This window comes from Shouchella phoenicis, assembly GCF_047238345.1.
GTDB lineage: Bacteria > Bacillota > Bacilli > Bacillales > Bacillaceae_D > Shouchella.
The window spans coordinates 1336313-1362481 of record NZ_JBDFMQ010000001.1 but is presented as its reverse complement, the minus strand read 5'-3'; the positions used below and the strand labels follow the sequence as shown (position 1 = coordinate 1362481).

General features: G+C 40.6%; 28 protein-coding genes. 6 read left to right on the top strand and 22 right to left on the bottom strand.

All coding sequences use genetic code 11. From position 1 onward, the window contains the following. Positions 1-15: 15 nt before the first annotated feature. Entirely contained in the window at positions 16-1557 is a 1542-nt protein-coding gene (gene spoVB / locus ABC361_RS07420) for a stage V sporulation protein B (RefSeq protein WP_413073398.1), read from the top strand. Between the two features lie 46 nt (positions 1558-1603). Here spoVB and ABC361_RS07415 read toward each other — a convergent pair whose 3' ends face one another. Both ABC361_RS07415 and ABC361_RS07410 read right to left on the bottom strand, forming a co-directional pair. Continuing rightward, positions 1604-1864, bottom strand: a complete 261-nt coding sequence (locus tag ABC361_RS07415; RefSeq protein ID WP_413073397.1) for a hypothetical protein — start codon at positions 1862-1864, stop codon at positions 1604-1606. A 73-nt stretch (positions 1865-1937) separates the two neighbouring features. Beyond that, positions 1938-2285 carry a YetF domain-containing protein gene (locus ABC361_RS07410; protein ID WP_413073396.1) on the bottom strand — a complete coding sequence of 116 codons (348 nt, stop codon included), beginning with the start codon at positions 2283-2285 and terminating at the stop codon, positions 1938-1940. Between the two features lie 121 nt (positions 2286-2406). Between ABC361_RS07410 and ABC361_RS07405 the strand changes: the two genes are divergently transcribed. Continuing rightward, positions 2407-2781 (top strand): TIGR04086 family membrane protein, encoded by a 375-nt coding sequence (locus tag ABC361_RS07405; protein WP_413073395.1) that lies wholly within the window; start codon positions 2407-2409, stop codon positions 2779-2781. Between the two features lie 39 nt (positions 2782-2820). Here ABC361_RS07405 and yajC read toward each other — a convergent pair whose 3' ends face one another. The 7 genes from yajC to ABC361_RS07370 form a co-directional block, all read right to left on the bottom strand. Continuing rightward, on the bottom strand, positions 2821-3096 hold the full coding sequence (gene yajC, locus ABC361_RS07400; protein WP_099300310.1) for a preprotein translocase subunit YajC: 276 nt from the start codon (positions 3094-3096) through the stop codon (positions 2821-2823). Between the two features lie 37 nt (positions 3097-3133). Next, complete coding sequence (gene tgt, locus ABC361_RS07395) at positions 3134-4279, bottom strand: tRNA guanosine(34) transglycosylase Tgt (RefSeq protein ID WP_099302072.1); 1146 nt, start codon at positions 4277-4279, stop codon at positions 3134-3136. A 21-nt stretch (positions 4280-4300) separates the two neighbouring features. Continuing rightward, complete coding sequence (queA, locus tag ABC361_RS07390; protein WP_413073394.1) at positions 4301-5335, bottom strand: tRNA preQ1(34) S-adenosylmethionine ribosyltransferase-isomerase QueA; 1035 nt, start codon at positions 5333-5335, stop codon at positions 4301-4303. A gap of 82 nt (positions 5336-5417) precedes the next feature. Continuing rightward, entirely contained in the window at positions 5418-5621 is a 204-nt protein-coding gene (locus ABC361_RS07385) for a DUF2905 domain-containing protein (RefSeq protein WP_413073393.1), read from the bottom strand. Then, positions 5614-6615, bottom strand: a complete 1002-nt coding sequence (gene ruvB / locus ABC361_RS07380; RefSeq protein ID WP_099300307.1) for a Holliday junction branch migration DNA helicase RuvB — start codon at positions 6613-6615, stop codon at positions 5614-5616. Before ruvB ends, ABC361_RS07385 begins: the two co-directional genes overlap by 8 nt. A 15-nt stretch (positions 6616-6630) precedes the next feature. Then, complete coding sequence (gene ruvA, locus ABC361_RS07375; RefSeq protein WP_413073392.1) at positions 6631-7230, bottom strand: Holliday junction branch migration protein RuvA; 600 nt, start codon at positions 7228-7230, stop codon at positions 6631-6633. Positions 7231-7424: 194 nt separating this feature from the next. Beyond that, positions 7425-7946: a BofC C-terminal domain-containing protein gene (locus ABC361_RS07370; protein ID WP_413073391.1), complete on the bottom strand. Its 522-nt coding sequence runs from the start codon at positions 7944-7946 to the stop codon at positions 7425-7427. A gap of 153 nt (positions 7947-8099) precedes the next feature. Here ABC361_RS07370 and ABC361_RS07365 point away from each other — a divergent pair, with 153 nt between their 5' ends. After that, positions 8100-8471, top strand: coding sequence for a cupredoxin domain-containing protein (locus ABC361_RS07365; RefSeq protein ID WP_413073390.1), 372 nt, complete (start codon positions 8100-8102; stop codon positions 8469-8471). A 28-nt stretch (positions 8472-8499) separates the two neighbouring features. Here ABC361_RS07365 and ABC361_RS07360 read toward each other — a convergent pair whose 3' ends face one another. The 5 genes from ABC361_RS07360 to nadB form a co-directional block, all read right to left on the bottom strand. Beyond that, positions 8500-9285 (bottom strand): YhcN/YlaJ family sporulation lipoprotein, encoded by a 786-nt coding sequence (locus ABC361_RS07360; protein WP_413073389.1) that lies wholly within the window; start codon positions 9283-9285, stop codon positions 8500-8502. A 73-nt stretch (positions 9286-9358) separates the two neighbouring features. Then, on the bottom strand, positions 9359-10831 hold the full coding sequence (locus tag ABC361_RS07355; RefSeq protein WP_413073388.1) for a LysM peptidoglycan-binding domain-containing protein: 1473 nt from the start codon (positions 10829-10831) through the stop codon (positions 9359-9361). A gap of 118 nt (positions 10832-10949) precedes the next feature. Next, a complete protein-coding gene (nadA, locus tag ABC361_RS07350) occupies positions 10950-11996 on the bottom strand; it encodes a quinolinate synthase NadA (RefSeq protein WP_488199664.1) in 1047 nt (348 codons plus the stop codon). Positions 11997-12110: 114 nt separating this feature from the next. Further along, entirely contained in the window at positions 12111-12944 is an 834-nt protein-coding gene (gene nadC / locus ABC361_RS07345; RefSeq protein ID WP_413073386.1) for a carboxylating nicotinate-nucleotide diphosphorylase, read from the bottom strand. A 1-nt stretch (position 12945) separates the two neighbouring features. Further along, positions 12946-14439 (bottom strand): L-aspartate oxidase, encoded by a 1494-nt coding sequence (nadB, locus tag ABC361_RS07340; RefSeq protein WP_413073385.1) that lies wholly within the window; start codon positions 14437-14439, stop codon positions 12946-12948. 92 nt (positions 14440-14531) lie between these two features. Between nadB and ABC361_RS07335 the strand changes: the two genes are divergently transcribed. Both ABC361_RS07335 and ABC361_RS07330 read left to right on the top strand, forming a co-directional pair. After that, a complete protein-coding gene (locus ABC361_RS07335; protein ID WP_413073384.1) occupies positions 14532-15644 on the top strand; it encodes a cysteine desulfurase family protein in 1113 nt (370 codons plus the stop codon). Between the two features lie 5 nt (positions 15645-15649). Continuing rightward, the gene (locus tag ABC361_RS07330) at positions 15650-16192 is read left to right on the top strand and encodes a transcription repressor NadR (RefSeq protein ID WP_413073383.1); all 543 of its coding nucleotides are present in this window, start codon (positions 15650-15652) and stop codon (positions 16190-16192) included. A 49-nt stretch (positions 16193-16241) separates the two neighbouring features. Here the strand turns inward: ABC361_RS07330 and pheA are convergent, their stop codons facing one another. The 4 genes from pheA to ABC361_RS07310 are packed head-to-tail and all read right to left on the bottom strand — an operon-like array spanning position 16242 to position 19466. Then, complete coding sequence (pheA, locus tag ABC361_RS07325; protein WP_413073382.1) at positions 16242-17120, bottom strand: prephenate dehydratase; 879 nt, start codon at positions 17118-17120, stop codon at positions 16242-16244. A gap of 22 nt (positions 17121-17142) precedes the next feature. Beyond that, positions 17143-17586 (bottom strand): ACT domain-containing protein, encoded by a 444-nt coding sequence (locus tag ABC361_RS07320; protein ID WP_413073381.1) that lies wholly within the window; start codon positions 17584-17586, stop codon positions 17143-17145. A 36-nt stretch (positions 17587-17622) separates the two neighbouring features. Beyond that, complete coding sequence (gene obgE / locus ABC361_RS07315; protein WP_413073380.1) at positions 17623-18909, bottom strand: GTPase ObgE; 1287 nt, start codon at positions 18907-18909, stop codon at positions 17623-17625. Between the two features lie 32 nt (positions 18910-18941). Next, positions 18942-19466, bottom strand: coding sequence for a Spo0B domain-containing protein (locus ABC361_RS07310; RefSeq protein ID WP_413073379.1), 525 nt, complete (start codon positions 19464-19466; stop codon positions 18942-18944). A 499-nt stretch (positions 19467-19965) separates the two neighbouring features. Between ABC361_RS07310 and ABC361_RS07305 the strand changes: the two genes are divergently transcribed. Further along, entirely contained in the window at positions 19966-20103 is a 138-nt protein-coding gene (locus ABC361_RS07305) for a YrzI family small protein (RefSeq protein ID WP_413073378.1), read from the top strand. A gap of 107 nt (positions 20104-20210) precedes the next feature. Here ABC361_RS07305 and hemG read toward each other — a convergent pair whose 3' ends face one another. From hemG to ABC361_RS07285, 4 genes are all read right to left on the bottom strand, one after another. Continuing rightward, positions 20211-21593, bottom strand: a complete 1383-nt coding sequence (hemG, locus tag ABC361_RS07300) for a protoporphyrinogen oxidase (RefSeq protein ID WP_413073377.1) — start codon at positions 21591-21593, stop codon at positions 20211-20213. After that, positions 21583-22524 carry a ferrochelatase gene (gene hemH, locus ABC361_RS07295; protein WP_413073376.1) on the bottom strand — a complete coding sequence of 314 codons (942 nt, stop codon included), beginning with the start codon at positions 22522-22524 and terminating at the stop codon, positions 21583-21585. Before hemH ends, hemG begins: the two co-directional genes overlap by 11 nt. A gap of 5 nt (positions 22525-22529) precedes the next feature. Then, positions 22530-23570, bottom strand: a complete 1041-nt coding sequence (hemE, locus tag ABC361_RS07290) for a uroporphyrinogen decarboxylase (protein ID WP_413075734.1) — start codon at positions 23568-23570, stop codon at positions 22530-22532. A gap of 372 nt (positions 23571-23942) precedes the next feature. Further along, positions 23943-26114 carry a transglycosylase domain-containing protein gene (locus ABC361_RS07285; RefSeq protein ID WP_413073375.1) on the bottom strand — a complete coding sequence of 724 codons (2172 nt, stop codon included), beginning with the start codon at positions 26112-26114 and terminating at the stop codon, positions 23943-23945. Positions 26115-26169: the final 55 nt, after the last annotated feature.

Below are 26169 nucleotides of genomic sequence, written 5' to 3'. Positions count from 1 at the left end.
AAAGGCAGGAACGCTATGACTAAACAATCATTTCTAAAAGGAACTATTATTTTAATCGTGGCTGGATTTTTCACAAAATTGCTTGGTTTTATAAATCGAATCGTCATGGCGCGGATTCTTGGTCCTGAAGGGGTAGGCCTTTATATGATGGCGATCCCAACCATGTTGCTTCTGCTAACATTAACACAAATGGGTCTGCCTGTTGCGATTGCAAAACTAGTAGCGGAAGCAGAAGCACGAAATGAATCTCACCGAATAAAAAAGATTCTCGCTGTTTCGCTTGCGATGACCGCCGTTCTCTCTGTAATTTTCACGATTTCTCTAGTACTACTAGCACCTATAATTGCCACAACATTACTAACTGATACACGAGCCATTTATGCACTTTATGCGGTTATTCCAATTGTACCGATTATTGCGGTTTCTTCCGTTTTACGCGGCTATTTTCAAGGGTTGCAAAACATGAAACCAACCGCATACGGTCAAGTAATCGAGCAAATCGTCCGAATCACCTTAGTTGCTGTTTTAAGCCTTGCTTTCTTACCCCTTGGTATTGAATATGCAGCTGCCGGCGCAATGCTATCTGCGATTTGCGGTGAATTAGCTTCATTACTTTATTTAGTTTTTTTGTTTAAATCGAAAAAATCATTTCGCTTTCGTAGAAACTTTTTTTCAACGATTAAAGGAGAAAAGAAGACCTTTTCTGATTTACTTACCATTGCGCTACCCACAACAGGAAGTCGTTTAATTGGCACAACCGCTTTATTCTTTGAACCGATTGTTGTTGCACAAAGCCTTGCTCTTGCTGGCACTGCAACAGCGATCGCCACCCAGCAATACGGCCTCTTAGTTGGCTATGTCGTTCCTTTACTAACGTTACCAACCTTTATTACGTACTCTTTATCAGTCTCATTGCTTCCAAATTTAAGTGAAGCTGTGGCTCAGCAAAAACATACACTTGTTCACCATAGGCTTGAACAAGCGATTCGCATCAGCCTCTTATCAGGGGGGATCTGTGTTGTTGTTCTTTATGTGTTTGCTAGTGAATTAATGACGATTATGTACCATGCACCAGAAGCAGCTGCTATGCTTAAAATTATGGCACCATTTGCGCTCTTTTTGTATTTACAAGGACCGTTACAAGCTGCATTACAAGCGTTGAATTATGCCCGAGTTTCTATGATGAACAGTTTGATTGGTGCCATTATTAAAACGGGGGCAATTTTTGCACTTGCTTCCAATCCTAGCTTCGGTATTATTGGAGCAGCGCTTGCCATTGTGGTTGGTTTTGTACTTGTCACAATGCTTCATTTTGCGTCCATTGCCAAGACAACTGGTTTCTTTTTTCACATACGTCCCATTTTCAAACTATTTCTGCTCATTGTTCTTACGTGTTTGTCGGCTCAATTTTTTAATGATTCCCTCTTCCACTCCTTATCGTACACCATTCGTACTGGTTTAAACATTAGTTTAACTGCTTGTATATATATTGCTGGCATGTTCGCTTTGCGTTTGTTTACAAAAGAAGAGCTACGCTTATTCATGCGAAAAAAATAAAGAGGTCGCTTAATAGCAACCTCTTCTTATTTATTAACACGTCATTTTACCAGAAAAATAATCCAGCTAATGCAATCCCTGCGATTGCACCAAGAGCGATTGGATACCCAATTCCATATCCCCAGCCATAGCCATATCCGTAACCAAATCCTCTATTTCCTAAAGGTTGAATAAAAACGTTGTTTTGATCGACTTTCGTGATTCTGCCGTAGTGACGTTTGCCACAGCGCTCAGTAATATACACACATTTACCCATGTGATCTTGACACATTCTGTAGTTATCGTTCAACGGTAACCCTCCTCCCATAGTTATACATCATATCCTATGTAAATAAAGAGGAGCCCGTCTCGTCACTTACCCTCATCCATACACCCAATCTTTAGTAAGGGTCAATAAAGAAACGATCTTTTGCTTTAATCGAGCAGTAAGAAATTTGTTTAATGTCTCTAAAGCCAAATGAGCGCATACGCTGTCGTAACCATAACTCTGTTTTTTCAAGTTGAATTAGGCCTTTATCGTAGATTTCACCGTCAACGATAAGTGGAATCGCGACTCTTTGTTTAAACTCCTCGCACTTTTCATGTTTAGAAAAAGCGTCCGGATAAAGGATTCGTCGATTTATCTGCTCGACAACCGTCATCTGTTGAATGAAATCTTTACGACGAGGTAAACATCTTTTTAACAAGCACATCATTCCTGCAATCATCCTATACACATAAGCAGCCAACCCAATCCCTCCAGTCTTTTTGCTACTATGCCCTGGTAAGAAAGTTTTATCCTTGAGAGCATGTTCTCCTTGTACAAACATATATTTAGGAAGAGATCAACAAATTAAGGAAGGTGATGAAATGGCTCATCGTTTTTTTCCAGCAGTCTTTATTGGCTTAAGCTTCACATTAGGCATTGCGCTAGTAGCAGCGGCCATTATTGCAACGCTTCTTTCCATGACCACTCTTACTGAGCAATCCATTGGCTGGGTCATGATTGCGATTGCATTTTTAGCGCTTTTCGTTGGGGGCTTCATTGCTGGCGGTAAAGCCAAAACAAAAGGCTGGCTAGCAGGTTGTTTATGCGCTGCGATGTTTTGCTTACTCGCTTCTGCTATTAGTTATTTAGGATACAACGAAGCATTAACACTTAAGCAAGTCATCCTGTTCGCCTCTTATTGTGGGATTGCAGCATTAGGTGGCGTAATTGGGGTAAACTTATCGAGCGAGACATAAAAAAGCAAGGAGGGTTACATCGCCTCCTTGCTTTTCCTATTAATCTGATTGAACAACTTCACGAATCGCAGAACGATCGTAAGTTAGTTTACGATTGTCATTAACTAAAAGCACGACAACAGTCTCATCAATTGAGTCAATTACCCCGTGCAAACCACCAATTGTGATGATTTTATCTCCACGTTGTAAAGCCGCATGCATTTCGCGAATTTTCTTCTGTTGCTTTTGCTGTGGACGAATAAGCAAGAAGTAAAATAATACGATAATCCCGATAAACGGTAGCATCGTTAGTAATAAACTAGCGCCTTCATTCATTTAGAACTCCTCCTTCCTTGATAAAGAAAACGATTCATCAAAAGTTCTTTGCGTTTTCTTTATTAAATCCATAGCTCTCAAAAAATTCATCACGAAAATCTTGAAGGCGATCTTCCATAATAGCTTGTCTCACTTTTTTCATAAGCTGTAGCAAGAAATAAAGATTGTGATACGTGGTGAGTCGAAAACCAAATGTCTCTTCACATTTAATCAAGTGCCTGATATATGCGCGACTATAGGTGCGACAAACGTGGCAATCACAATTCTCATCAAGCGGGCGAAAATCTCGAGCAAACTTTGCGTTACGGACGACTAATCTTCCTTCACTTGTCATACAAGTACCATTTCGTGCAATACGGGTAGGCAAGACACAATCAAACATGTCAATTCCTCTTATAACCCCGTCAATTAGTGAATCAGGTGATCCAACCCCCATTAAATACCGTGGTTTATCTTCAGGCATTAGAGGTGTTGTAAATTCCAACACACGATTCATGACGTCTTTCGGCTCTCCGACAGACAATCCACCTACAGCATAACCGGGGAAATCCAGTGATGTCAAATCTTTCGCGCTCTGTTTACGAAGTTCTTCATATTCGCCACCTTGAATGATACCAAACAACCCTTGAAGCGAAGATTTTCCAGAATTATGGTGTTCCGTTAAACAGCGTTCCGCCCAGCGGCTTGTCCGTTCTACCGACTGTCTCATATAACTATAGTCCGCTGGATAAGGCGGACATTCATCAAACGCCATCATAATGTCTGAACCGAGAGCATGTTGAATTTGCATGGCTTTTTCAGGTGACAAAAATAGCTTTTCACCACTTAGATGGTTGCGAAAATGAACCCCTTCTTCTTCAATTTTACGCAAATCACTTAAACTAAATACCTGAAATCCACCAGAATCCGTTAAAATTGGTTTATCCCAGTTCATAAACTGGTGCAAGCCACCAGCTTCTTGGATAATATCCTCTCCAGGTCGTAGCCATAAATGATAGGTGTTGCTCAAAATAATCTGCGCATCCATAGCTTTCAGATCTTCTGGGCTCATGGTTTTAACGGTAGCCATCGTACCTACAGGCATGAACATTGGCGTTTCAAATGTACCATGCGGTGTATGCACCCTCCCTAATCTAGCTCCGGTCTGCTTACATGTTTTAATGTGTTCATACGTAATCGGCACTGTCAATTTCTAGATTCTCCTTTATTTATGAGGGCGAACAAACATTGCGTCCCCAAAGCTAAAAAACCGATAATGGCTCTTTACAGCGTGCGAGTATGCATGTAGTAAGAACTCTCTCCCTGTCATTGCACTAACAAGCATAACAAGTGTTGACTTCGGCAAGTGGAAGTTCGTCAGCAGTCCATCAATCCCTTTAAACGTGTAGCCAGGATAAATAAAAATCGACGTCCAGCCAGTTTCAGCAATGAAGTCACCATTCTTTTCCACAATCGTTTCGAGCGTCCGCGCTGACGTTGTTCCTACAGCTATAATGTTGTTCCCATTTGTTTTGGTTTGTTGCAAAATCGTCGCTGCTTCTTCAGACAGCTCATAATACTCCGCATGCATCTTATGATCCAATACATCATCTGCACTTACTGGGCGAAACGTTCCTAGTCCAACATGCAAGGTTAAATAAACAATTGAAACCCCTTTAGCCTTGATTGCATCAAGTAACTCTGTTGTAAAGTGAAGCCCTGCAGTAGGTGCAGCAGCTGACCCAAGTTGCTTTGCGTAGACCGTTTGATAACGATCGCGATCTTCCAATCTTTCCTTTATATACGGAGGGAGAGGCATTGAGCCTAATTGTTCAAGAAGTTCATAGAACACTCCTTCATATGAGAACTCAACAATTCTGCCACCGTCTGCTTTCTCTTCAATACACGTTGCTTTCAATTGCCCATTACCAAATGTGATAACAGTCCCTACTTTTACTCTCTTGGCGGGCTTTACAAGCGTTTCCCAACAATCGCCAACCGTTTGCTTTAAGAGCAAAAACTCAATAACGGCTCCGGTTTCTTGTTTTTCCCCGATCAATCGAGCAGGTAATACTTTTGTATCATTTAGCACCAAGCAATCACCAGCAGAAAACTCATTTACGATATCTGCAAACGTTTGATCGAACAAACGATCATGATCACGATCAAGCACGAGAAGCCTTGATTGACTCCGTGATTCTAGTGGTGTTTGCGCGATGAGTTCTTCAGGTAAATAAAAATCAAATTCGTTTACGTCCAACCCAATCACCTTTTTATTTATACTCTAACTGTAGTCAAAACTTCTACTAGCATACCGTTGTATGCGTAAAACTGCAACCTTCTTATCTTCGAATTAATGAAAGAATAAGAGAAAGCACAATACTTATTATGATACAGGTCACAATTGGGAAGTAAATAGTCATATTTCCGTTTTTAAAAAGGAAGTCACCTGGCAATCTTCCCAGTGGTATAAAGCGCCCTGCCACTTCCCAGATCAGCCCAATAACTAAGATAATGGCGCCAACGATCATAAGCGTTTTACCCATCACTCGGCTCCAATCCAAAGTGCGTATAGCTACTCGGTGTCGCAATTCGTCCCCGAGGGGTCCGTTGAATAAATCCGATTTGCAACAAATATGGCTCGTAAACTTCTTCAAGGGTATCTGCTTCTTCACCAATAGAAGCTGCAATCGTTTCAATCCCTACAGGACCTCCGTTAAAGCGATGAATGATTCCTTTAATTAATTTTTCATCGATATGATCGAGTCCAAGCGGGTCAACCTGCAAACGCTCTAACGCGTGTTGCGCAATATCTAAAGAAATATTGTCTAGCCCCTCTACTTGAGCAAAATCTCTTACTCGCTTTAATAACCGATTGGCAATTCGAGGTGTGCCTCTTGATCTTCTTGCAATCTCAACTTCAGCCTCTTGCGTTAATTCAACATCAAATACAGTGGCAGACCTGTTAATAATCTTCGCTAAATCGTCAGGCTTATAATAATCCAACCTTGAAAGAACACCAAAGCGGTCTCGTAATGGTGCAGAAATCATTCCTGCTTTTGTTGTTGCACCTACTAATGTAAATGGCGGTAAATCAAGACGTACAGACCTCGCAGTTGGCCCCTTTCCTATAACAATATCAATGCAAAAGTCTTCCATTGCGGGATACAAGATCTCTTCAATCACACGATTTAATCGATGGATTTCATCTATAAATAACACGTCACCTGGTTCTAACGACGTAAGAATAGCTGCTAAATCACCAGCCCTTTCAATAGCCGGCCCAGCTGTCGTTTTTATTTGTCCACCCATTTCATGAGCAATAATGGCAGCAAGTGTTGTTTTCCCGAGCCCAGGTGGACCATATAAGAGAACATGATCTAGCGCTTCTTGCCTTAATTTTGCTGCCTTCATAAAGATAGATAGATTGTCTTTCACTTCATCTTGACCAATATACTCTTCTAAAAGAGCTGGCCGAAGCTGTTGCTCTGTTTGCTCTTCTAACTCTGTTGTTTCCGCTGAAACGACTCGCTCATCCATACCCGTTCCCCCAATCTATGTACGAAGCATTAATGCAAGCGCTCGTTTAATGTATTCATCTGTCTCGAGGTCTTCTTCCACAAGCTTTTTCTTCACTTTATTTAGTTCTTTATCTACATAACCAAGTGCTCTTAACGCTTCCAAGGCATCAGCTAGATTATCGGATTCTTGCTTGACTGTTTTGATATCAGCTTCGAACAATGATGTAGACGTAAAATCATCTAACTTCCCTTTCAAGTCTAGAATAATTTGCCGCGCTGTTTTCTTACCGATTCCTGGGAATCGTGTCAACAATGCCTCATCTTCTCGTTCAATCGCTTCAACAATTTGATCCGTTTGACCAGCCGCTAAAACAGCTAACGCCCCTTTTGGGCCAATTCCAGATACACTTAACAATTTTTCAAATAGACTACGCTCTTTTTTATCTTTAAAGCCATACAAACGCTCAAAATCTTCACGTACATAATGATGCGTGACAACTTTAATTGTCTGATCTTTATCACCTGAAAAACGGTATGGATTTGCACACAGTAATTGATAGCCAATTCCATTTGCTTCAACGACTAAATGTGAAGGTTCAATTTCGATCAACACACCTTTAACATAATCAATCATTTATTCTCCTCCAAAAAAAAACCGAACATTTATTTCTATAGTAGCACACTCATTTTAAGACATAAAGACGGATATCCCGCAACTTTTATTGAATTCTATGTCCGCCTTGAGCAAAACGTAAGGGAGAGGAAAAAAGCTTATCGACAAGTCGACAAGCCTTACTAACAAATCTTTCATTACAATATCGGCTATGGTTATGAGCCAATAACAGCTTGCAGTGCTTCTAAAGACGACACTTTCAATCCGGTCGTTAAAGTGGCTCTTTCTGATTCCGTTAACTCATACGTATCAATTTGGTTATAGGTTTGCACAATTTCTCTCGCTTCCGGTTGACCTGTATATAAAATCAGCTGATTCTCTTCTGATATACCTAAATAGCCGTTTTGTTTCACTTCAGGGGACAGATCTAAAATTTCTTGCTTAAAATGAACAAATCCTTTTTGCTGATCAATCATTTGCCAATCACCATATTCATACCAAAAGTCACTCATTGAATCAACGGTTTCTTTTTTTATTTCTTCACGGCTAACACCATCCACAAAAACCGTTTCGAGTAGAAGTTCAACTTCGTTCTCGATTTGTTCAGATGCCACATTCGGTGGCTGTTGCGCAGGTTTGCTCTCATTCCAAATAATAAATGTACTATAGAACAAAATAACTGAAAAAGCTCCTAGCGTAAATGGAATCCAGTGCTTGGTAATGATGTGTTTATACATATGTGTTGTGCTCCTATCTTTTCCTGATGCCATCCATTCTTACCATTCTTCTTTAGTTCTATTCGAACAAACCGACACAAGGTTTTCATATTTCTACCAGAAACAATGAAAAGAACCATGTAAAATGGAACTATAGAAACGAGGAGTGATAGAATGAAAAAAATCAGTTTGCACTTATTGACCTTATTGTTCATTGTAGTCCTTGCGGCATGTGGAAGTGACAACACAACAGAACCCGAAAATGAAAGCGCAACAACAGACGAAACATTAACGATCCAAGCGTTAAATTGGCAGTTTGACCAAGAGGAATACGTTGTCCCATCAGGAGAGACAACGATTGAATTAATAAATGCAAGTGGAAATCACGGCATTATTATTCAAGAAGCAGATAGTGGAGAGGATGTCGTCTTAAATCGAGCTGGCACGACAGTTGCATCCCTAGAACCCGGTGAATATCAAATTATCTGTTCTATTCCATGCGGAAGTGGTCATACAGAAATGGTTGCTTCATTAGTCGTAACCTAAAAAGAAGAAGGCAGCTGCCTTCTTCTTTTTAGCGATTTTTCTCAAATGGACGTTTTGCTGCGTGACCTAAATCTTTCATCATTGCCGCAAACGTGCTCTCCACTTCCTTAAAAGCGGAACCCGTACGTAGTTGATCATCCATTTTAGACATTGATTCATGCATATCATGATCGGCCGTAATGGTTACATGTTTCCCTTTCCCCATAACCTTTTGAACGTGACGATTCATTTTACTTTCAACGTCATGGGGTTTGCCTTCCGCTTGGTACCCAATGACAACATCGTTATCTCTTACCATAACGCGAGGCTCTTTTACACCATCAATTTTTTCAAGCTCAGTCGTCAGCATTCCAACATGCTTTCCATCGTAATCCTTATGATAATGAGCTTTTGTTGATTTCGATTGCATGGACGGTTGCTTTGAAGAATGTTTGAATTGCATTCCTCTTCCACTCATCGTATCGTTCGTACGGTTAATCATGCCGTTCTCATCTACCATCCCAGGTCGTCCGTTTCCAGTCATACCTCGTCCGTTAGACATTTTGCGGTTTTGATTGTAATTCGCTTTTGGATTATTCATGCGATCGTTCTTTTGTGAGAACCGATTGTTTTGATAATATTCTTTACCGCCAACACCATTTCCATAATAAGGATAGTCGGCTGTATAATCATACCCACCGTAATCATAACCCATTTGTGCTTCACTTCCACGGTACATATTCCCATGTGTTTGAGATTGATCTGCACCATTACAAGCTGTTAATCCAGTGGCAACGATTGTTGCACATAAAAAAGAAGTTACGGTTTTTTTCATATTTAAAATCCCCCTTCTAGTGATAGTGTCCACTAAAAGAGGGATTCTAATCTGTTAGTTGTTGGATAGTAATTTAGCTTTCTTGGTCGTCAGTTTCATCATAATTGTTTAGTTGCTCTTTTGGCTCATAAGGCGCATACGCAGTTTGGGATGCTTGCATCGTTTCCCACTGTGGCGCTTGATTATGCGGCATCGCTTGTCGGTATCCATTATAATTTTCGTATTGCGTATGAGGCTGGATCTGTTGCTCCATTTGCGGGTAAAACCAACTCGTGTTCGCCGTATTCCATTGGCCGTCTTTCTTTACGAATGTTGGTTGTTCATGTTCACTACCCATTCCTTGCATCGGCGCGTGATGGTTTCCGTTCATTCCTCCCATTCCTTGCATCGGTGCGTGATGGTTTCCGTTCATTCCTCCCATTCCTTGCATCGGTGCGTGATGATTTCCATTCATTCCACCCATTCCTTGCATTGGTGCGTGATGATTTCCATTCATTCCACCCATTCCTTGCATTGGTGCGTGATGATTTCCATTCATTCCACCCATTCCTTGCATCGGCGAGTGATGATTTCCGCCCATTCCTTGCATCGGTGCGTGATGATTTCCGTTCATTCCGCCCATTCCTTGCATTGGTGCGTTGTGATTTCCGTTCATTCCGCCCATTCCTTGCATTCCCATATGATGGTTTCCATTCATTCCGCCCATTCCTTGCATTGGCGAATGATGGTTTCCGTTCATTCCGCCCATTCCTTGCATCGGCATATGATGGTTTCCGTTCATTTCGTTCATTCCTTGCATGGGCATATGATGGTTTCCATTCATTCCGCCCATTCCTTGCATTCCCATATGATGGTTTCCGTTCATTTCGCCCATTCCTTGCATCGGCATATGATGGTTTCCATTCATTCCGCCCATTCCTTGCATTGGCATGTGATGGTTTCCGTTCATTTCGTTCATTCCTTGCATCGGCATATGATGGTTTCCGTTCATTTCGTTCATTCCTTGCATCGGCATATGATGGTTTCCGTTCATGCTCTCGGTTTGGGGAGCATAAGTATTTTGCATTGAACCTTGGGAAGAGTTCCATTGATTCATCATATGCTCTACGTTATTATTTTGAGGCTGTGTGGACGGATTACTTTGGTTTTGCGTTGGCATATACTGATTGGATTGATTTCCACATGAAGAACATGGAGGCTTTGGCGGAAGTGGTTTCGGCTCTGATTGATATTTTTTTTCCGTTTTCGGTGGCGCCTCTAGTGTTTTTGGTACTTCAAACGTTTGGATTTCACTCGCGTTTGTTTTAGGACTTTTTAAAGGTTGAACCTTTTCTTTTTTGCTTGTTACAGGTTTTTCCTCTTTTTTCACTGTCTTTTCTTTACGGACAGCAACAGTTGGCGAAGGGATTTTCACTTTCATTCCAGGCATCAACATCTCGGGATTTGTAATCGTATTGTTTGCTTGCTTAATTTGCTTAGCTGATAAATCATATTTATCCGCAAGCTTCCCTACAGTTTCTCCCTTTTGTACAATATGAATTCTCATCGGGTCATTCCCCCTGTTATAGGCATTCGTACACTATATGCGTACAATCTCCATAATGTTCTCTTAAAAAAATCATATGAACATGAAGGATCGCATATGCCGAAGAGGTTGTAATTTTTTATTTCACTGAAAGTAACATTCGATCTAGCGCAATCATTGCATACTTGGAAATGTCAGGTGGTACACTAATTTGGAATTGATATGTTCCATTTTTTAAAGAATCAAGTGACCAGCAAAGGTGCTCAATGTCAATTCGATTCATTGTTAAACAAGGACACATATAAGGATTAAGTGACTCAATTGCCTTATCAGTATGCTTCATTGCCAAACGATTCACTAAATTCATTTCCGTTCCTACTGCCCATTTACTTCCTGATTCTGCTTTTTCAATGGCTTGAATAATATGATGGGTACTCCCTGCTTCATCTGCAGCTTGAACGACCTCATGGCTACATTCTGGATGAACGATAATGTTGGTTTGTGGGTCTTTGCTTCGTATCTCTTGTATGTGGTTCACAGTGAATTTTTCATGAACGGAACAATGGCCTTTCCAAAGAATGATTCGCACATTCTCTCTAATTGCATGATCTGTAAACTCCAATTCATTTTTTATCGGACACCAGACGGCCATTTCCGAAAGCGGTATCCCTAGGTCAAATGCAGTGTTTCGCCCTAAATGTTGATCTGGCAAAAATAAAATCCGTTGCTTTTTATTTAATGCCCATTGAACCATTTCTTTAGCATTTGAAGAAGTTAAACAAGCCCCCTCATTTTCACCACAAAATGCTTTAATTTCTGCCGTAGAATTTACGTAGGTAAGAGGCACCAATGAGTCTCCATATATACCGGTTAATGTTTTCCAAGCCCTTCTCGTCTGTGAGAGCGTTGCCATATCTGCCATTGAACAGCCTGCCGCTAAGTCTGGTAATAAAACTCGTTGCGTTGAATCCGTTAAGATGTCTGCCGTTTCCGCCATAAAATGGACTCCACAAAACACAATAAATTCTGCGTTACTTTCAGCACATTTTTTCGCAAGCTGCAGTGAATCTCCTGTAAAATCAGCAAATTGAATTACATCTTCTCTCTGATAATGATGTCCTGGAATGAATAAACGTTCTCCGAAAAATGCTTTCGCAGCTTTGATTCTGTTTATTTTTTCTTCCATCGATAGAGCGCGATACTCATCGGGAAGAGATACTGTTTTTGTTATCGCCAACGTCTTTCATCCTTTCTCAAGTGAGTCACTTTTCCAACGACATACGTTTTTATCTGATCACATTCATTTAAGCAACATGCTTAAATCCAATGCTTTTACAGAATGTGTAATGAACCCTAATGAAATATAATGAACACCTGTACCTGCAAATGTATGAATATTGTTCAGATCGATATTTCCAGAAACTTCCGTTATCATTGATTTAGGAACGAATTGCTGATAATGTCGGACTTGATCGGCTGTAGCATGATCAAACATGATTACATCTACTCCAGACGCGACGGCCTCTTCCACTTCAGGTTGATTTGTTGTTTCAACTTCAATCTTCACCATTGGCCCTAAAGTGCTTTTAACCCGTTGAACAGCTTCTTTAATTGATCCACATGCAGCAATATGATTTTCTTTTAACATCACCCCGTCATCGAGTCCAAACCGATGGTTGTAACCACCACCAGCACGGCATGCCGCTTTATCAAACATTCTCAATCCTGGCAACGTCTTTCTAGTATCACAAATACGAATGCTTGAATCGTCTAAATATTTGTTTGCCTGATGTACAATGGAAGCAATTCCACACATCCGTTGTATGATATTCAATAACACGCGTTCCCCTTGTAGAATGGTTCTTGCACTACCTGTAAATTCTGCGATGACATCGCCCTTTTCAACGATTTCGCCCTCTTTCTTTTTACATCTCGTTTCAATCCCCTCGTTTAACTGGTTATAAAAAAGACGAATCACTTCACTTCCTGAAAAAACACCATGATCTTTTGCAATCATTTGAGCTGTTACAATCGGTATAGAATCACTAAATATGGATTCTGCCGTTTTATCACCATAGCCAATATCTTCGACTAAAAAATCCCGTATTAATTGTTGTAGTTTAATGGAATTCACGTTAACCTCCCCGTTTGCAAATCGACATCATTCCATGTTGGAATGCAATGGATTGATTTTCCCAGCTTGATGATTCGTTCGGAAAATCATCTCTACGATGTGTGCCTCTTGACTCTTCTCTTTCTATAGCTGCATTTGTGATCATAGTAGCTAGTTCAAACATCGCTTTTTCCTCTAGTGGTATTCTCTGTAAAGTAGGAAACTGACGATAAGACTCTAGCCACGCCTTCATTTCAACTAAACATTTTGTTGTTCGTTTAATGCCTACATGACTCATCATTCTTTGCTGTAGTGCTTGACGAGATGGCAGCGCATGGGCTTGACTAGACTGTTGTTCCGAGCCATATCCATGTTTCTTCTGTTCAACGTTAGACAAAATATCTGTTGCACACTTTTTCGCGAAATAAACAGCTTCAAGTAACGAATTACTCGCTAATCGATTCGATCCGTGAACTCCTGAGCAAGCAACCTCACCGATAGCATACAGGCGTTCAACAGCTGTTTTCCCATGTTTATCTACTTCAACTCCTCCACAAATAAAATGAGCACCTGGCATCACAGGAAGAGGTTCTTCCATTGGATCAAACCCTTCCTCTTTACATGCTCGATCGATAAACGGAAATCGTTCGCTAAACCTCTTTATCATGCGTACATCTAAGTAAATTTGTTCACCATTTAGTAATGCTTCATGAAGAACAGCTGCTACTACATCCCTTCCTTCTAAGTCCATCTTCGGATAGTGACGCAAGACTCTCTCACCTTGACTATTTATTAACTGTCCTCCCTCTCCTCGAACAGCTTCACTTATTAATACAGCCTGTGGACTTTTTAAAATAGTTGGATGGAATTGGATGTATTCCATGTCTTTTAAAACCGCACCGGCACAGTAGGCTAAATACATTCCTTCACCCGTTGCGGTTCGTGCATTTGAATTAAATGCATACAGCTGCCCAACTCCACCAGTCGCTAAAATAACCGCATCTGCTGCCCACACCCCATTAGGCGTTTGCACCCCTGTTACCTCTTTCCCATTTACGTTCAACGCTGTTACACTCACACGTTCATAGACTTTGACACGATTCTTGACTTGATTCCAGAGAGCCATCATGATTGCGTCACCTGTTTGATCGTTATTCGCAAAAAGAATTCGATGATGCTGATGAGCGCCTTCTTGACCAAGTGCATATTCACCTTCCATTTTCTCAAAAGCAACACCTGCATCTTCCAGTTCATGAATAAGACCTACCGCTTCCTTCGTCATCATTTCAACGAGGCCTTTATCGTTAACGCCTTTTCCCGCTTGCATCGTATCGTGAAAATGGTTTCTGGGATGGTCGTTAGAAGCCACGGCAGCTGCAATACCACCTTGAGCCCGAGCAGAGTTGCTATCTTTATAACTTGACTTTGTGAAGATTATCACATTACATTCGTCAGCAAGATGATGAGCTGCCATTAAACCAGCTATACCTGAACCTATAATAATGACTGTTTTCAAACCTTCCCTCCTCGCATGTAATTTACACTTGTCTTGTCACCTATATTTACATAGAATAAAAGAAAATACAACTACATTTTTAAGGAGCAGTTATGCGGTATTTTGATTACAGTTCTACTTCACCTATGTCAGAAGAAGCACTTCAAGCCTACACAACCTGTGCCAAAGAGTCCTATGCAAACCCTCTTAGCGTACATAGACTGGGGGTTTATGCTGATTGGCACTTACACGATTACCGACAACGTATCGCGACACAACTAGGCGTACAAGATGACGAAATTTATTTCACTGGATCTGGCTCAGAAGCAAATTTCCTGGCGATTGTTTCACTAGCAAATGCCTTTTCTCATCAAGGCACTCACTTATTAACGATTAAAACAGAACATCCGTCCATTTTGTCCACCTATCAATATTTGGAGTCGCAAGGATTTGAAGTTGATTATGTTGATGTTGACCAACAAGGTAGCGTTTGTTTAACGTCTTTGTTGTCTCAAATTCGAACAGACACGATAATCTGTTCCATTGGCATGGCTTCGAGTGAGATTGGCACTCTGCAAAACATCGACATTCTTAGTGAGATTCTAGATCGGCATGGTATACTATTTCATAGCGACTGTGTACAAGCGCTAGGAAAAATCCCGATCGATCTAACACAGGTTGACGCGGCTAGTTTTTCTGCGCACAAACTTTATGCACCAAAAGGGTTAGGGATTATGTATGTATCGAGAGAGCATCATTTTAAACCTTTTTTATCTCACGTTAGTCATGAATATGGCATGCGCCCTGGCACCGTTGATACTCCTGCAGTTGCCGCCTTTACTATTGCTCTAGAACACGCGATGACCGTCCAAGGCAAATTAATAAATCGACATCAACGCTTTCAGACTCAGCTTTTATCTGAACTAACTGACCGTGTTACGCTTGTAGGATGTGGTGTTCAAGAACGATTACCGTTTCATCTAGGATTATTTATCAATGGTTGGAGTGGTCAGCAATTTATGCTAGAGTGTGATCGAATCGGCGCATGCATCGCAGTAGGTTCTGCCTGTCGAGCTGGTCAATCTGGGCCACCAGAATCTTTACGCGCGCTAGGGTATTCAAAAGACTTTGCCGATCAATATGTAAGAGTTACTTTTGGTGAACCAACAACTGATGAAGATCTTTCTTTTTTAATCGAAACATTTAAGACTCTCTTAATAAGGTGATAGCATTGAAAAATCAATCAAAGAAACTAATTTCAACAGAAAGACGTTCCGCTATTCTAGATTGGTTAATGGAAGAAGGGACACCGATAACTGGTAGTGATTTAGCGAGGCGTTCAGGTGTTAGTCGACAAGTTATTGTACAAGACATGTCGATTTTAAAAGCAAAAGGCGAACCGATTTTCTCTACAGCTCAAGGATATTTATATTTGCAACAAAAACAAGAAAAACGAATTCAACGATTAGTCCCTGTTCAACATTCTCCTAGCGATACGAAAGAAGAGCTGAATATCTTTGTCGATAGCGGATTAACCGTTGTAGATGTAACGATTGAACACGCGATTTACGGCGAAATAACCGGTACGCTACGTTTATCAAATCGACAAGACGTTTCTGATTTTTGTGAGCGCTTGGAAACGCACAAAGCGAATTTATTATCACAATTAACGAATGGCGTTCATTTGCACCTTGTTGAAGCAAAAACGGAGGCACAGATTGAGTTTGCCTTAAAACAACTTGAAGAAAAAGGGTTTTTACTTAAAGAGGATTAAGCAGACGCTAAAAAAAGTCTTTCGTTAGAAAACGAAAGACTTTTTGCTATCAACTTTTTTCAAGCTGGACGAGTTGATCGCTATAGGCGCAATAACTTCCAAGTACATCAACCTTACATCCAAGCGCACTTAATTCAGCAATAGCTCCAGGTAAGAGAACATCATCCATTAATTGTTCCACATCAATAATAAAAAAGTAATTACCTAAACCCGTTTTTGTTGGCCTCGATTCAATCTTAGAAAGGTTTAACTTTCGCCAAGCGAATGCGGATAACACTTGATGAAGTGCGCCGGTAAAATCTGACGGCAACGTAATCATCAATGTAGTTACTTCACCAGTCTGAGCACTTGGCGGTACGAATGGTGTTGCATCGGCGTGTGCAGATACAACAAGAAATCGGGTTTGATTTTCACGGTAATCATGAATATCTTCAGCAGCAATTTTTAATCCGTAAAGATTCGCCGCTTCCCGATTTGCAATGACACATACATCCTCATCCTGATTTTTGGCGAGAGCTGCGGCTGCTTGGGCAGTTGAATCCGCATGCTCAATCGTCACATCTGGAAAATGTTGTTGAATAAAACGATGACACTGTGCCAAAGCTTGCGGGTGTGAGATGATCTTCTTAGGCGCTAGTGAGGCAAAGTCTTTTCTAGAAGCTGTCAGCAAATGATGCGCAATACCAATTGAAACAGACGCGACGATAGGCATTGGTTTTTGATGAATTAAATAATCTAAAGTGACATTCACTGTTCCTTCAATGGCATTTTCAATCGGGACAACCGCATAATCCGTTCCTTTGTTAAAAGCGAGATCAATTGTTTTCGGTATCGTTTTTAACGGAATTCTCTCATCTTGCGGAAACATAAATTTTGCCGCCATTTCAGTAAATGTTCCTCTCGGTCCTAAAAAACCAATTTTCTTCATCAAATCTCCACTCCTTTTCTCTCTATGAGCCAGAACCAACCATTTCTACTCGTTCGACTGCTTCAAGCGATTTCATTTTTGCAAATAATTCATGCAGCCCCATAGTGATGGGGGCTGTGTCGACTGATAAGGTAATACTAGCACGTCCTTGAAGGGGGATCGTTTGGTTTATAGTTAAAATATTTGCACCTGTACTCGCCACAATTTGTAACAACTCCGATAGCGTACCAGACCGGTCTTCAAGGTTAATCATTAGCGTAATAATTCTCTCTTTGTTCACGGAATGGAATGGGAAAATACCATCCTTATATTTGTAAAATGCACTCCTACTAAGGCCTACAAGTTGAACGGCTTCGTTGATTTTTGCTGCTTTTCCAGTTGAAAGCAAGGCTTTCGCTTCTAACGTTCGCTGCATCGCATCCGTTAACATGTCTTCTCTAACAAGAAAAAACTGGTTCTCACTCACCTTTGGTATCCCCCTATTCACATTCACTATCTAGTTCTATTCAATAAACTCAAATTCAAATTTCATAATTCGGACCATATCTCCGTCTTTGGCACCTTTTTCTCGTAAAGAAGCATCAACGCCCATTCTTCTCAACTTACGAGCAAAACGACGAACGGACTCGTCTCTAGAGAAATCTGTCATTTTAAATACTCGTTCTAGCTCGGCACCTGCAACTTCAAACACACCATCATCTGCGCGCGTAATAATAAACGGTTCAATAGGTGTTTCATGGCGATAGACCACTCTCGCCTCTTCATCTGTTTCTTTATCGTGTAGCGGAAACTCCGGCGCATGTTCAAGTTCATCTGCTATTGTTAAAAGAAGTTCTCGTACCCCTTCTCTCGTAATCGCCGACATAGAATGAATCTTAACTTCTTCATCCATCTCTTGCTTAAACCGTTCTAAGTTTTCAGCCGCACCTGGCATGTCCATTTTATTAGCAACAACAATTTGTGGTCGCTCAGTTAAGCGATAATTGTACTGCTCAAGTTCTGTTGTGATTTTCTTGTAATCATCAATCGGATCTCTACCCTCTAGAGCTGACATATCAATTAAATGAACAATAACACGCGTTCGTTCAATATGTCTCAAAAATTGATGACCTAGGCCAACACCTTCATGTGCCCCTTCAATTAATCCTGGTAAATCAGCCATGACAAAACTACGATTGTCCGCTGTATCAACAACACCTAAGTTAGGCGTTATTGTTGTAAAATGATAGTCTGCAATTTTAGGTTTTGCCGCTGAAACAATTGAAAGTAATGTTGATTTCCCTACAGAAGGAAACCCGACGAGACCAACATCTGCAAGCACTTTAAGTTCAAGAATAATGTCTCGTTCTATTCCAGGTTCACCATTTTCCGCGTGATCTGGAGCCGGATTAACAGGTGTGGCAAAACGAATATTCCCACGACCGCCACGGCCTCCTTTTGCGACAATAGCGGTTTGACCATTTTCAGTTAAATCCGCAATTAGCGCACCTGTTGCCTCATCCGTCACCGTGGTTCCAGGTGGCACAGAAACAATTAAATCCTTTGCATTTTTCCCGTGCATACTTTTAGACATCCCGTGTTCACCACGTTTTGCTTTAAAATGACGGTTATATCGAAAATCCATTAGTGTCCGTAGGCCTTCATCCACTTTTAAGACCACGTTAGCACCACGGCCGCCATCACCACCTGCAGGCCCACCATCTGGAACATATTTTTCACGACGATAAGCAGCCATGCCGTTTCCGCCGTCGCCACCCTTTGCGTATACTTTCACTTTATCTATAAACATATTATTTTCCACCTCTAAAACGTTCCGGACAGCTACACTTCAATAAGTACTGTCACGCCGAACGTATCACTATTTACAGTTTCTATTTTAACCACATCGTTTAACGAGTCTAAACTTCTATATAACACTTCTTCATTATTTAAATCATGGTCAGAGCTGATTTCAATTAAACAAGAAGAATCAAAAAAAGTGAAGACAATGTGCAGATGACTTGTGTCATTTTTCAGTAGCGTATCATATGATAAAAAGAACTGCGAAAATGCGTGTGCTAGCTGTTCATCATATTTAGCTAACGAAAAAAGAACACCATCAACTTCAATATCCAAAACGTGGTTCATTTGCGAATATTTTTTCTCTAAGATTGTTACTGCGGTTTTCGGTAGATCGAGACTACACAACCGACTCTCATTAGCAGTTTGAAAAACAGCGTCATCGATAATCGTATCCACACGGTCATAATACCCTAATGCAACATTTCCTTTAATGAGCTGCATTACATTCAACCAATCATGTCGGATTGAACTTAGAACTTTGATTATCTCTTTATCGCCTTTCATCGTCAACTCCCCTTTGGATGGACTCGAAATCGGAATCCAGCACATCTTTCCTATTATAGCACAAACAAATTAAGACAAACAGAGACGAAATCATCGGGGAAATTTAAAAATAATTAAAAGATTTCATTAAAAAAATATTTACAAATTTGTGAACATCGTTTATGATTTACTTTATATTAACGAAAAGGAGATGAACAAGATGATGATCACATTAAAACTTAAAACAACAATTCAATATGACTCGTTTTGTTCACGCCATTTACGTTAATCACCATTCTCATTAAATCGGATACGTATGTGAACAGGTAAACGATGGGCAAAAAGTGCCTTTTCAATGAACCTGTATTTTTTATGTCTATTTAATGGAAAATTTTAGAAAAGGAGTGTAAAAAATGACAATTATGCACTACCCACAACAAACGTATTTATTAATGATGATCGATGAGGTGCCAGGCTTTACCTAAAGCAGCACCTCCTTTGAAAGGAGGTATGTAAACGTATGACTTTTTCCATTTTGTTCTTTTCCATTCAGATTAAAAAACGAACGTATTCAAAGAAAGAGCTTGAAACCATCGTTTATAACAATAAAGCGATTGAGCGTCTCGAAGAAATTCGTTCAAATTATTATATGCATTAAATCGTCTTATTCATTAAGAGTCGTTCAAAAAACCGAGTAATCATCTTCTATCATTCGTTTATCGACCTTTGTGACTGGACTAAAAAAAGTGACGTGAGAAGCTCACGTCACTTTACTGTTTCTGCTATTTGCTTGGCAATTTCATTTCCTTGTCGGACACAATCAGAAACACCTACACCATCAAATGCAGCACCCGCCAAATGCAAACCTTGCATCGTTTCTGCAACATACTGTCTCATCTTCGCAACTCGTTCAACATGACCAAGTTTATATTGAGGCATTGCTTCAATCCAACGAGTGATGTTGACAATCTCTGGTTCGGCCTTCAGATTCATAATTGTTTTTAAATCAGCAATAACCGTTTGTAGTATGGTTTCATCACTTTCTTGTACAATCTCTGGTTGGTCAGGCTTTCCCACATACGCTCTCATTAAGGTTTTTCCTTGCTTGCCTGTATGTGGCCATTTCACGTCTGTCCAAGTACAAGCCGTAATCGACTCTTCCCCATCTCTTGCAACAACAAAACCAGTTCCCTCATGAGAGTTGTCAATTGCTTCCTCAGGAAATGTCAGCGCAACCGTTGCACAACTTGTCGCGTTTAAACCGTCAAGGTGTTCACGTAAATTCGTATCGCGTATAAAAGAGGTCGCTTTTTTAGGAGGCACCGTAACCAAAACAGCGGCATACGGACCTTTTTGCTCACCATCCGCTAGTTGAATCATATAGCTGCCATTTTCTAGCTTAACGAGTTCTTCAACTTCTGTTTGAAAATGAACGCTGTCCACTTGTAATTCTTTTACAACCGCTTCAAACACCGATTGGAGGCCTGTTTTAACGGTTAGAAACATTCCCTGTTTTTTCGTATTAGCGTTTGGCTGTTGTTTCTGCGCCAATGCGCGCAACAAACTACCCTCTTCTTCTTCCATTTTAAGAAAATGAGGAAATGTCGCCTTCATACTAAGTTGATAGATGTTGCCACCATATATCCCGCCTAATAAAGGTTCAATCAGGGAACGTACCATTTCTTTTCCTAAGCGAAATTCGAAAAAATCCCCTAGTGAGATATCACCATTTGTTCTTGGCGCTTGCGGTTTTTCATATTCTTTCAGGACTTCTTCCTTTCCCTCAGGTGAAAGAAGATCGGTTTTCATAAACTCTTCGATGTCTGTTGGAATACCTAAAACGGTTCTTTTCGGATTAGGATGTAGCGTACCATTTTTTAAAATGAACGCTTGTCCGACTTCATTACGAATCAGTTCGTCTTGTAAACCAACTCGTTCGATGAGCTCCGTCATCGCCGTTTTTCGTTCCAAATAAGAATCAGCGCCACCTTCCATAATGAATCCATCTTTAATCGAAGTGACGACTTTTCCGCCAGCTTCTTGCTTTTGTTCAAAGATGTCATACGTAAGTGAAGTATGGTCTTCCAACCATAGCGCTGCTGATAAACCTGTTGCGCCAGCACCGATAATGGCTACATCACGACTCATATTGATCCGCCGTAACAAATTGTTTTTCAATCGCATCTGCCATTGCGTCTAAGAACTGTGGATGATCATTCGGCATTGGTGGTCTAAGATACGTAGCACCGATTTCATCTGTGACAACTTTACATTCATAATCATTATCATAGAGTACTTCTAAATGCTCTGCTACAAATCCTACAGGACAATACATAAATGCTTTGTACCCATGCTCAGCATGCAAATGGCGCGTCAAGTCTTGCACATCTGGACCTAACCATGGATCGGGCGTATTCCCTTCACTCTGCCAACCGATTTCGTAATGCGGGATGTTTGCGGCTTCTGCTAGCAGTGTTGCTGTTTCTTCAAGCTGCTGAGGATATGGGTCTCCTGCTGCAATGATTTTTTCCGGTAAACTATGTGCAGAGAAAATGACACAGAGATCCTCTTTTGATTGAACCTTCTTCATTTCTTCTTGAATTTTTTCCGTCCAATAGGCTAAAAATTTAGGTTCTGTGTACCAGCTTTCAACCGATTTAATCGTCAATCCGCCTAACGATTCTGCTTCCTTTTGTGCTCGGCCGTTATAGGACTTCACACTAAAAGTAGAAAAATGAGGAGCAAGTACAATGGAAACCGCTTCTTCAATTCCATCTTGATGCATTTGCTGCACAGCATCCTCAATAAATGGTGCAATATGCTTTAATCCTAAGTAAGGAATAAATTCAAATTGATCATAGCGCTTGTTAAGTGTGTCCGCTAAGCCATTTGCTTGTTGTTCGGTAATATGCGCAAGTGGGCTAATCCCACCAATGGCTTCATAGCGATCCGTTAAATCTTGTAACGCTTCCTCAGAAGGCGGGCGCCCGTGGCGTATATGCGTATAATAAGGCTCGATCTCCTCTTTTTTACGAGGCGTACCGTAAGCCATCACAAGTAAGCCAATTTTCTTCTTCATTCTTACTACCCCTTTTGCTTGAATTCTGCTGAGTATTCATGAATAAATGCAGTTAACCGTCGTAACGTATCTGGAGAAACTTCTGGAAAAACACCTTGACCTAAATTAAAAATAAAATGATTGCTTTTTAAGCCTTGATCTAAAATTGCTTTTGCTTCTTGCTCAATGACATTCCAAGGAGCGAGTAAAATAGACGGGTCTAAATTTCCTTGTACCGTTTTATTTATCCCTAGCTCTCTCGCTTCATCAATCGTTGTTCGCCAGTCTAAACCAATGACATCAGCAGGCATGTCTTTCCACGTTTTCATTAAATGAGGCGTCCCTACGCCGTGTAAAATAAGTGGAATGCCATCCATTTTCACTTCCGTCAAAATTCGATCCATGACCGGTTTAATAAACCGATTATAATCACTAACACTTAAAGCGCCGACCCAAGAATCAAATAACTGAATGGCTTGTGAACCAGCTGCTACTTGTGCTTTTACATAAGCAATCGTCATGGAACCAAGTTTATCCATTAATAGATGCCAAGCCGTTGGGTTAGAATGCATAAACGCTTTTGTTTTATGATAGTTTTTTGAAGGTCCTCCTTCAATCATATAGCTTGCTAGTGTAAATGGTGCTCCTGCAAAACTTATCAAAGGAACGTTGAGTTGCTTTCGCAAGATTTTAATGGTTTCTAGTACGTGGGCAACATCTTTTTCAGGGTTTAATTCCCCTAGCTGCTCCACGTCTTTCTCTGATGTAATAGGGTTATAAATAACCGGACCTATGCCAGACTTAATCTCTACATCTACCCCGATAAAAGGTAGCGGTGTCATAATGTCTTTATAAAGAATGGCTGCATCATTGTTATATTGATCAACAGGTAGCTTTGTCACATATGCACAAAGCTCTGGATCATGTGTGATCTCAAACAAACTATGCGTTTCTTTAATTTTTCTGTATTCAGGCTGCGAACGTCCTGCTTGTCTCATATACCAAACAGGTACATGATCGTGGGCTTCCCCTCTACATGCTTTCAAAAATGTGTCATTAAACGCCATACTCAATGTAATCCACCTCTCTAAACGAACAAATCTCACAATGTCTATCTTACTTGAAAAAAAACAGAAAATCATCGTTTCTGCTTACTTCGTTCGATCTTTTATCTCCTTAACTATAATAACCTTCTAAAGACTTGTATACACACTCAAATCAATTGTCATGATTTTGATGGATTTTGTCAAAAAAAGATGTATAATTTTGAGATTTTTATGGCATTTGAATGATTGGCATCGTGGATTTGAGTGATTTAGGCGGTTGCGTCATGCTAGCTGTAGTATGTAGTATGCCCAAATTGGTAAATTTTATTAATACGATAAAAAAGAGACTCGTTCCAGAAAGGCGCTATGAATCACCTTTGGAACAGTCCCCTTTTATTGACTTAAGGATAAAGAAAATTCGAAGCTAGGTTTTTGAACAGCCGATTCCGACCCTTCTACCTCTGTAATCGGGTCGAACGCAACAACTTGATAGCTTGGAATATTAAACGGATTGTAACGCCCCTCGGTATAAATAGGTTCCTTTAAATTTGAAGCAACTCTACTTCGTTCATCACCTTGGATTTCATAGACGTGATATTCCATTCGGTCATCTTGAAAATCATCCCATGATAATTGAACACTTAAGAGCCCATCTCCTCCAAGTGAATAGCTAGCTTCAAAGCCATTTATCTCTTCCATAGCAATGGGTGGCTCTAAATCTTTTACGCCTTCTGGCTTGGCAAAAGCAGTTGCCTGACTCGAAGCTGGTAATTCATTCACCATCGCTTGAAATAAACGTGTCGGATGTTGACTTCCACCAGTAAAATACTGCTCGTCCGTTGTTGTATCATATCCCATCCAAACCGTACCAACCACTTCAGGCGTATAGCCAACAAACCATGCATCCTGAACAGCACCTGCCACATTCGGATAGCCTTGTGTACCAGTTTTCCCAGCTATAGGCGAAGTCATTTGCTCACCAGTCGCTCCTGTACCTTCATTCATTACTTGTTCCAGCATCCGTGTCATCGACCAAGCCGTTTGTTCGGAAATCACTTCCGTCTCTACTTGATTTGCCCCGCCAACACGTTTTCCATTTCGATCGTATAGATCCTTAATCACATGAGGCTCAATCAACTGTCCTTCATGAGCAAATGGCCGATACGAACGGGTCATTTCATAAGGAGAAACCCCTTCATATAACCCACCTAGAGCAAGCGACAGCTGTCTATCTGGCACTTGTAAGCCAAATTTCCGCAGTTGATTTACAGAATCGCTTACGCCCATTTCATTTAACAACCAAACAGCAGGGGCATTTGCAGACTCCACTAGGGAATCATACAACGTTAGTTCTCCTTGGTATTCACCTGTAACATTTCTCGGTGTGTAGCCATTTTCCGTTTCGTCTTCATAAAGAAGCAACTCATCTTTTAACATTGAGTACGGATGATACACACCACTTTCTAAAGCAGGTGCATAAACAGCTAATGGCTTAAATGTAGAGGCTGGAGACCGATTAACATGCAGACGGTTTAACCCCTTCCGAACATACTCTTTTCCTCCTTGAGCCGCTAAAACGCCACCCGTATTGACATCCATAAACATCATGGCGCCCTGTGCATCTGAACTTCCTTCTGGATAATACCGTTCATCATGCAAGGCATCGTACGTTTGATGCTGGAACTCAAGATTAATCGGACTAACAATTCGATAGCCACCTGTTAATAGCTCATTATTACTAATATTATATCGTTCACTCGCCTCGTCCATCACCATATCAATATACGTAAATAACGCTTCATCTAACTCATGGTCTTGACGATCCGTTTTGATCGGCACTTCCTGATATGTCTCCGCCTCTTCACTTGATAAATAAGATTGCTGAGCCATTACCGTTAACACTAAATCACGGCGTTCTTTATTACGATCCGGCTCATTAAAGAGAGAAAACGTACTTGGCGCGTTGACCACTGCTACTAATGAAGCACCTTCATTAACGGTTAATTCAGAAGCTGGTTTATTAAAATAAAGATTCGATGCTGCCTCAATCCCGTATGCACCATGCCCAAAGTAAATTTGATTTAAGTACATTTCTAGAATTTCTTCTTTACTATATTGACGTTCCAAATTCATCGCAATTAAAACTTCATTCGTTTTTCTTAACCACGCCTTCTCATTTGACAGAAATAAATTTTTCGCCAACTGCTGGGTGATCGTACTCCCACCCTCGACTTTTGCGCCAGCCAAAATATCTCGGTATAACGCTCTTCCAATTGCTCTAAAATCAATTCCTTGATGCTCGTAAAAACGTGAATCTTCCATTGCAACAAATCCATGCTGAACATGCTCAGGTATTTGATCAATCGTAACAAATTCACGATTTTCCATGTATAAGTTTGTAATCACATCTCCATTTGTATCAACAAGTACACTAGAGCGATTCATCATTAATTTTTCTTCATCTAATTGAAAAGAGCCTGCCAGCATAAAGCCAACAAAAATCATAAAGGATAGTGCCATCATACCAATAACAGCACTTACGACAATACTCCATTTTTTAAACACATGCTCGACCCCCCTATAGGTCTTCTGAACAAAAAAACAGACTCACTACAAGTCT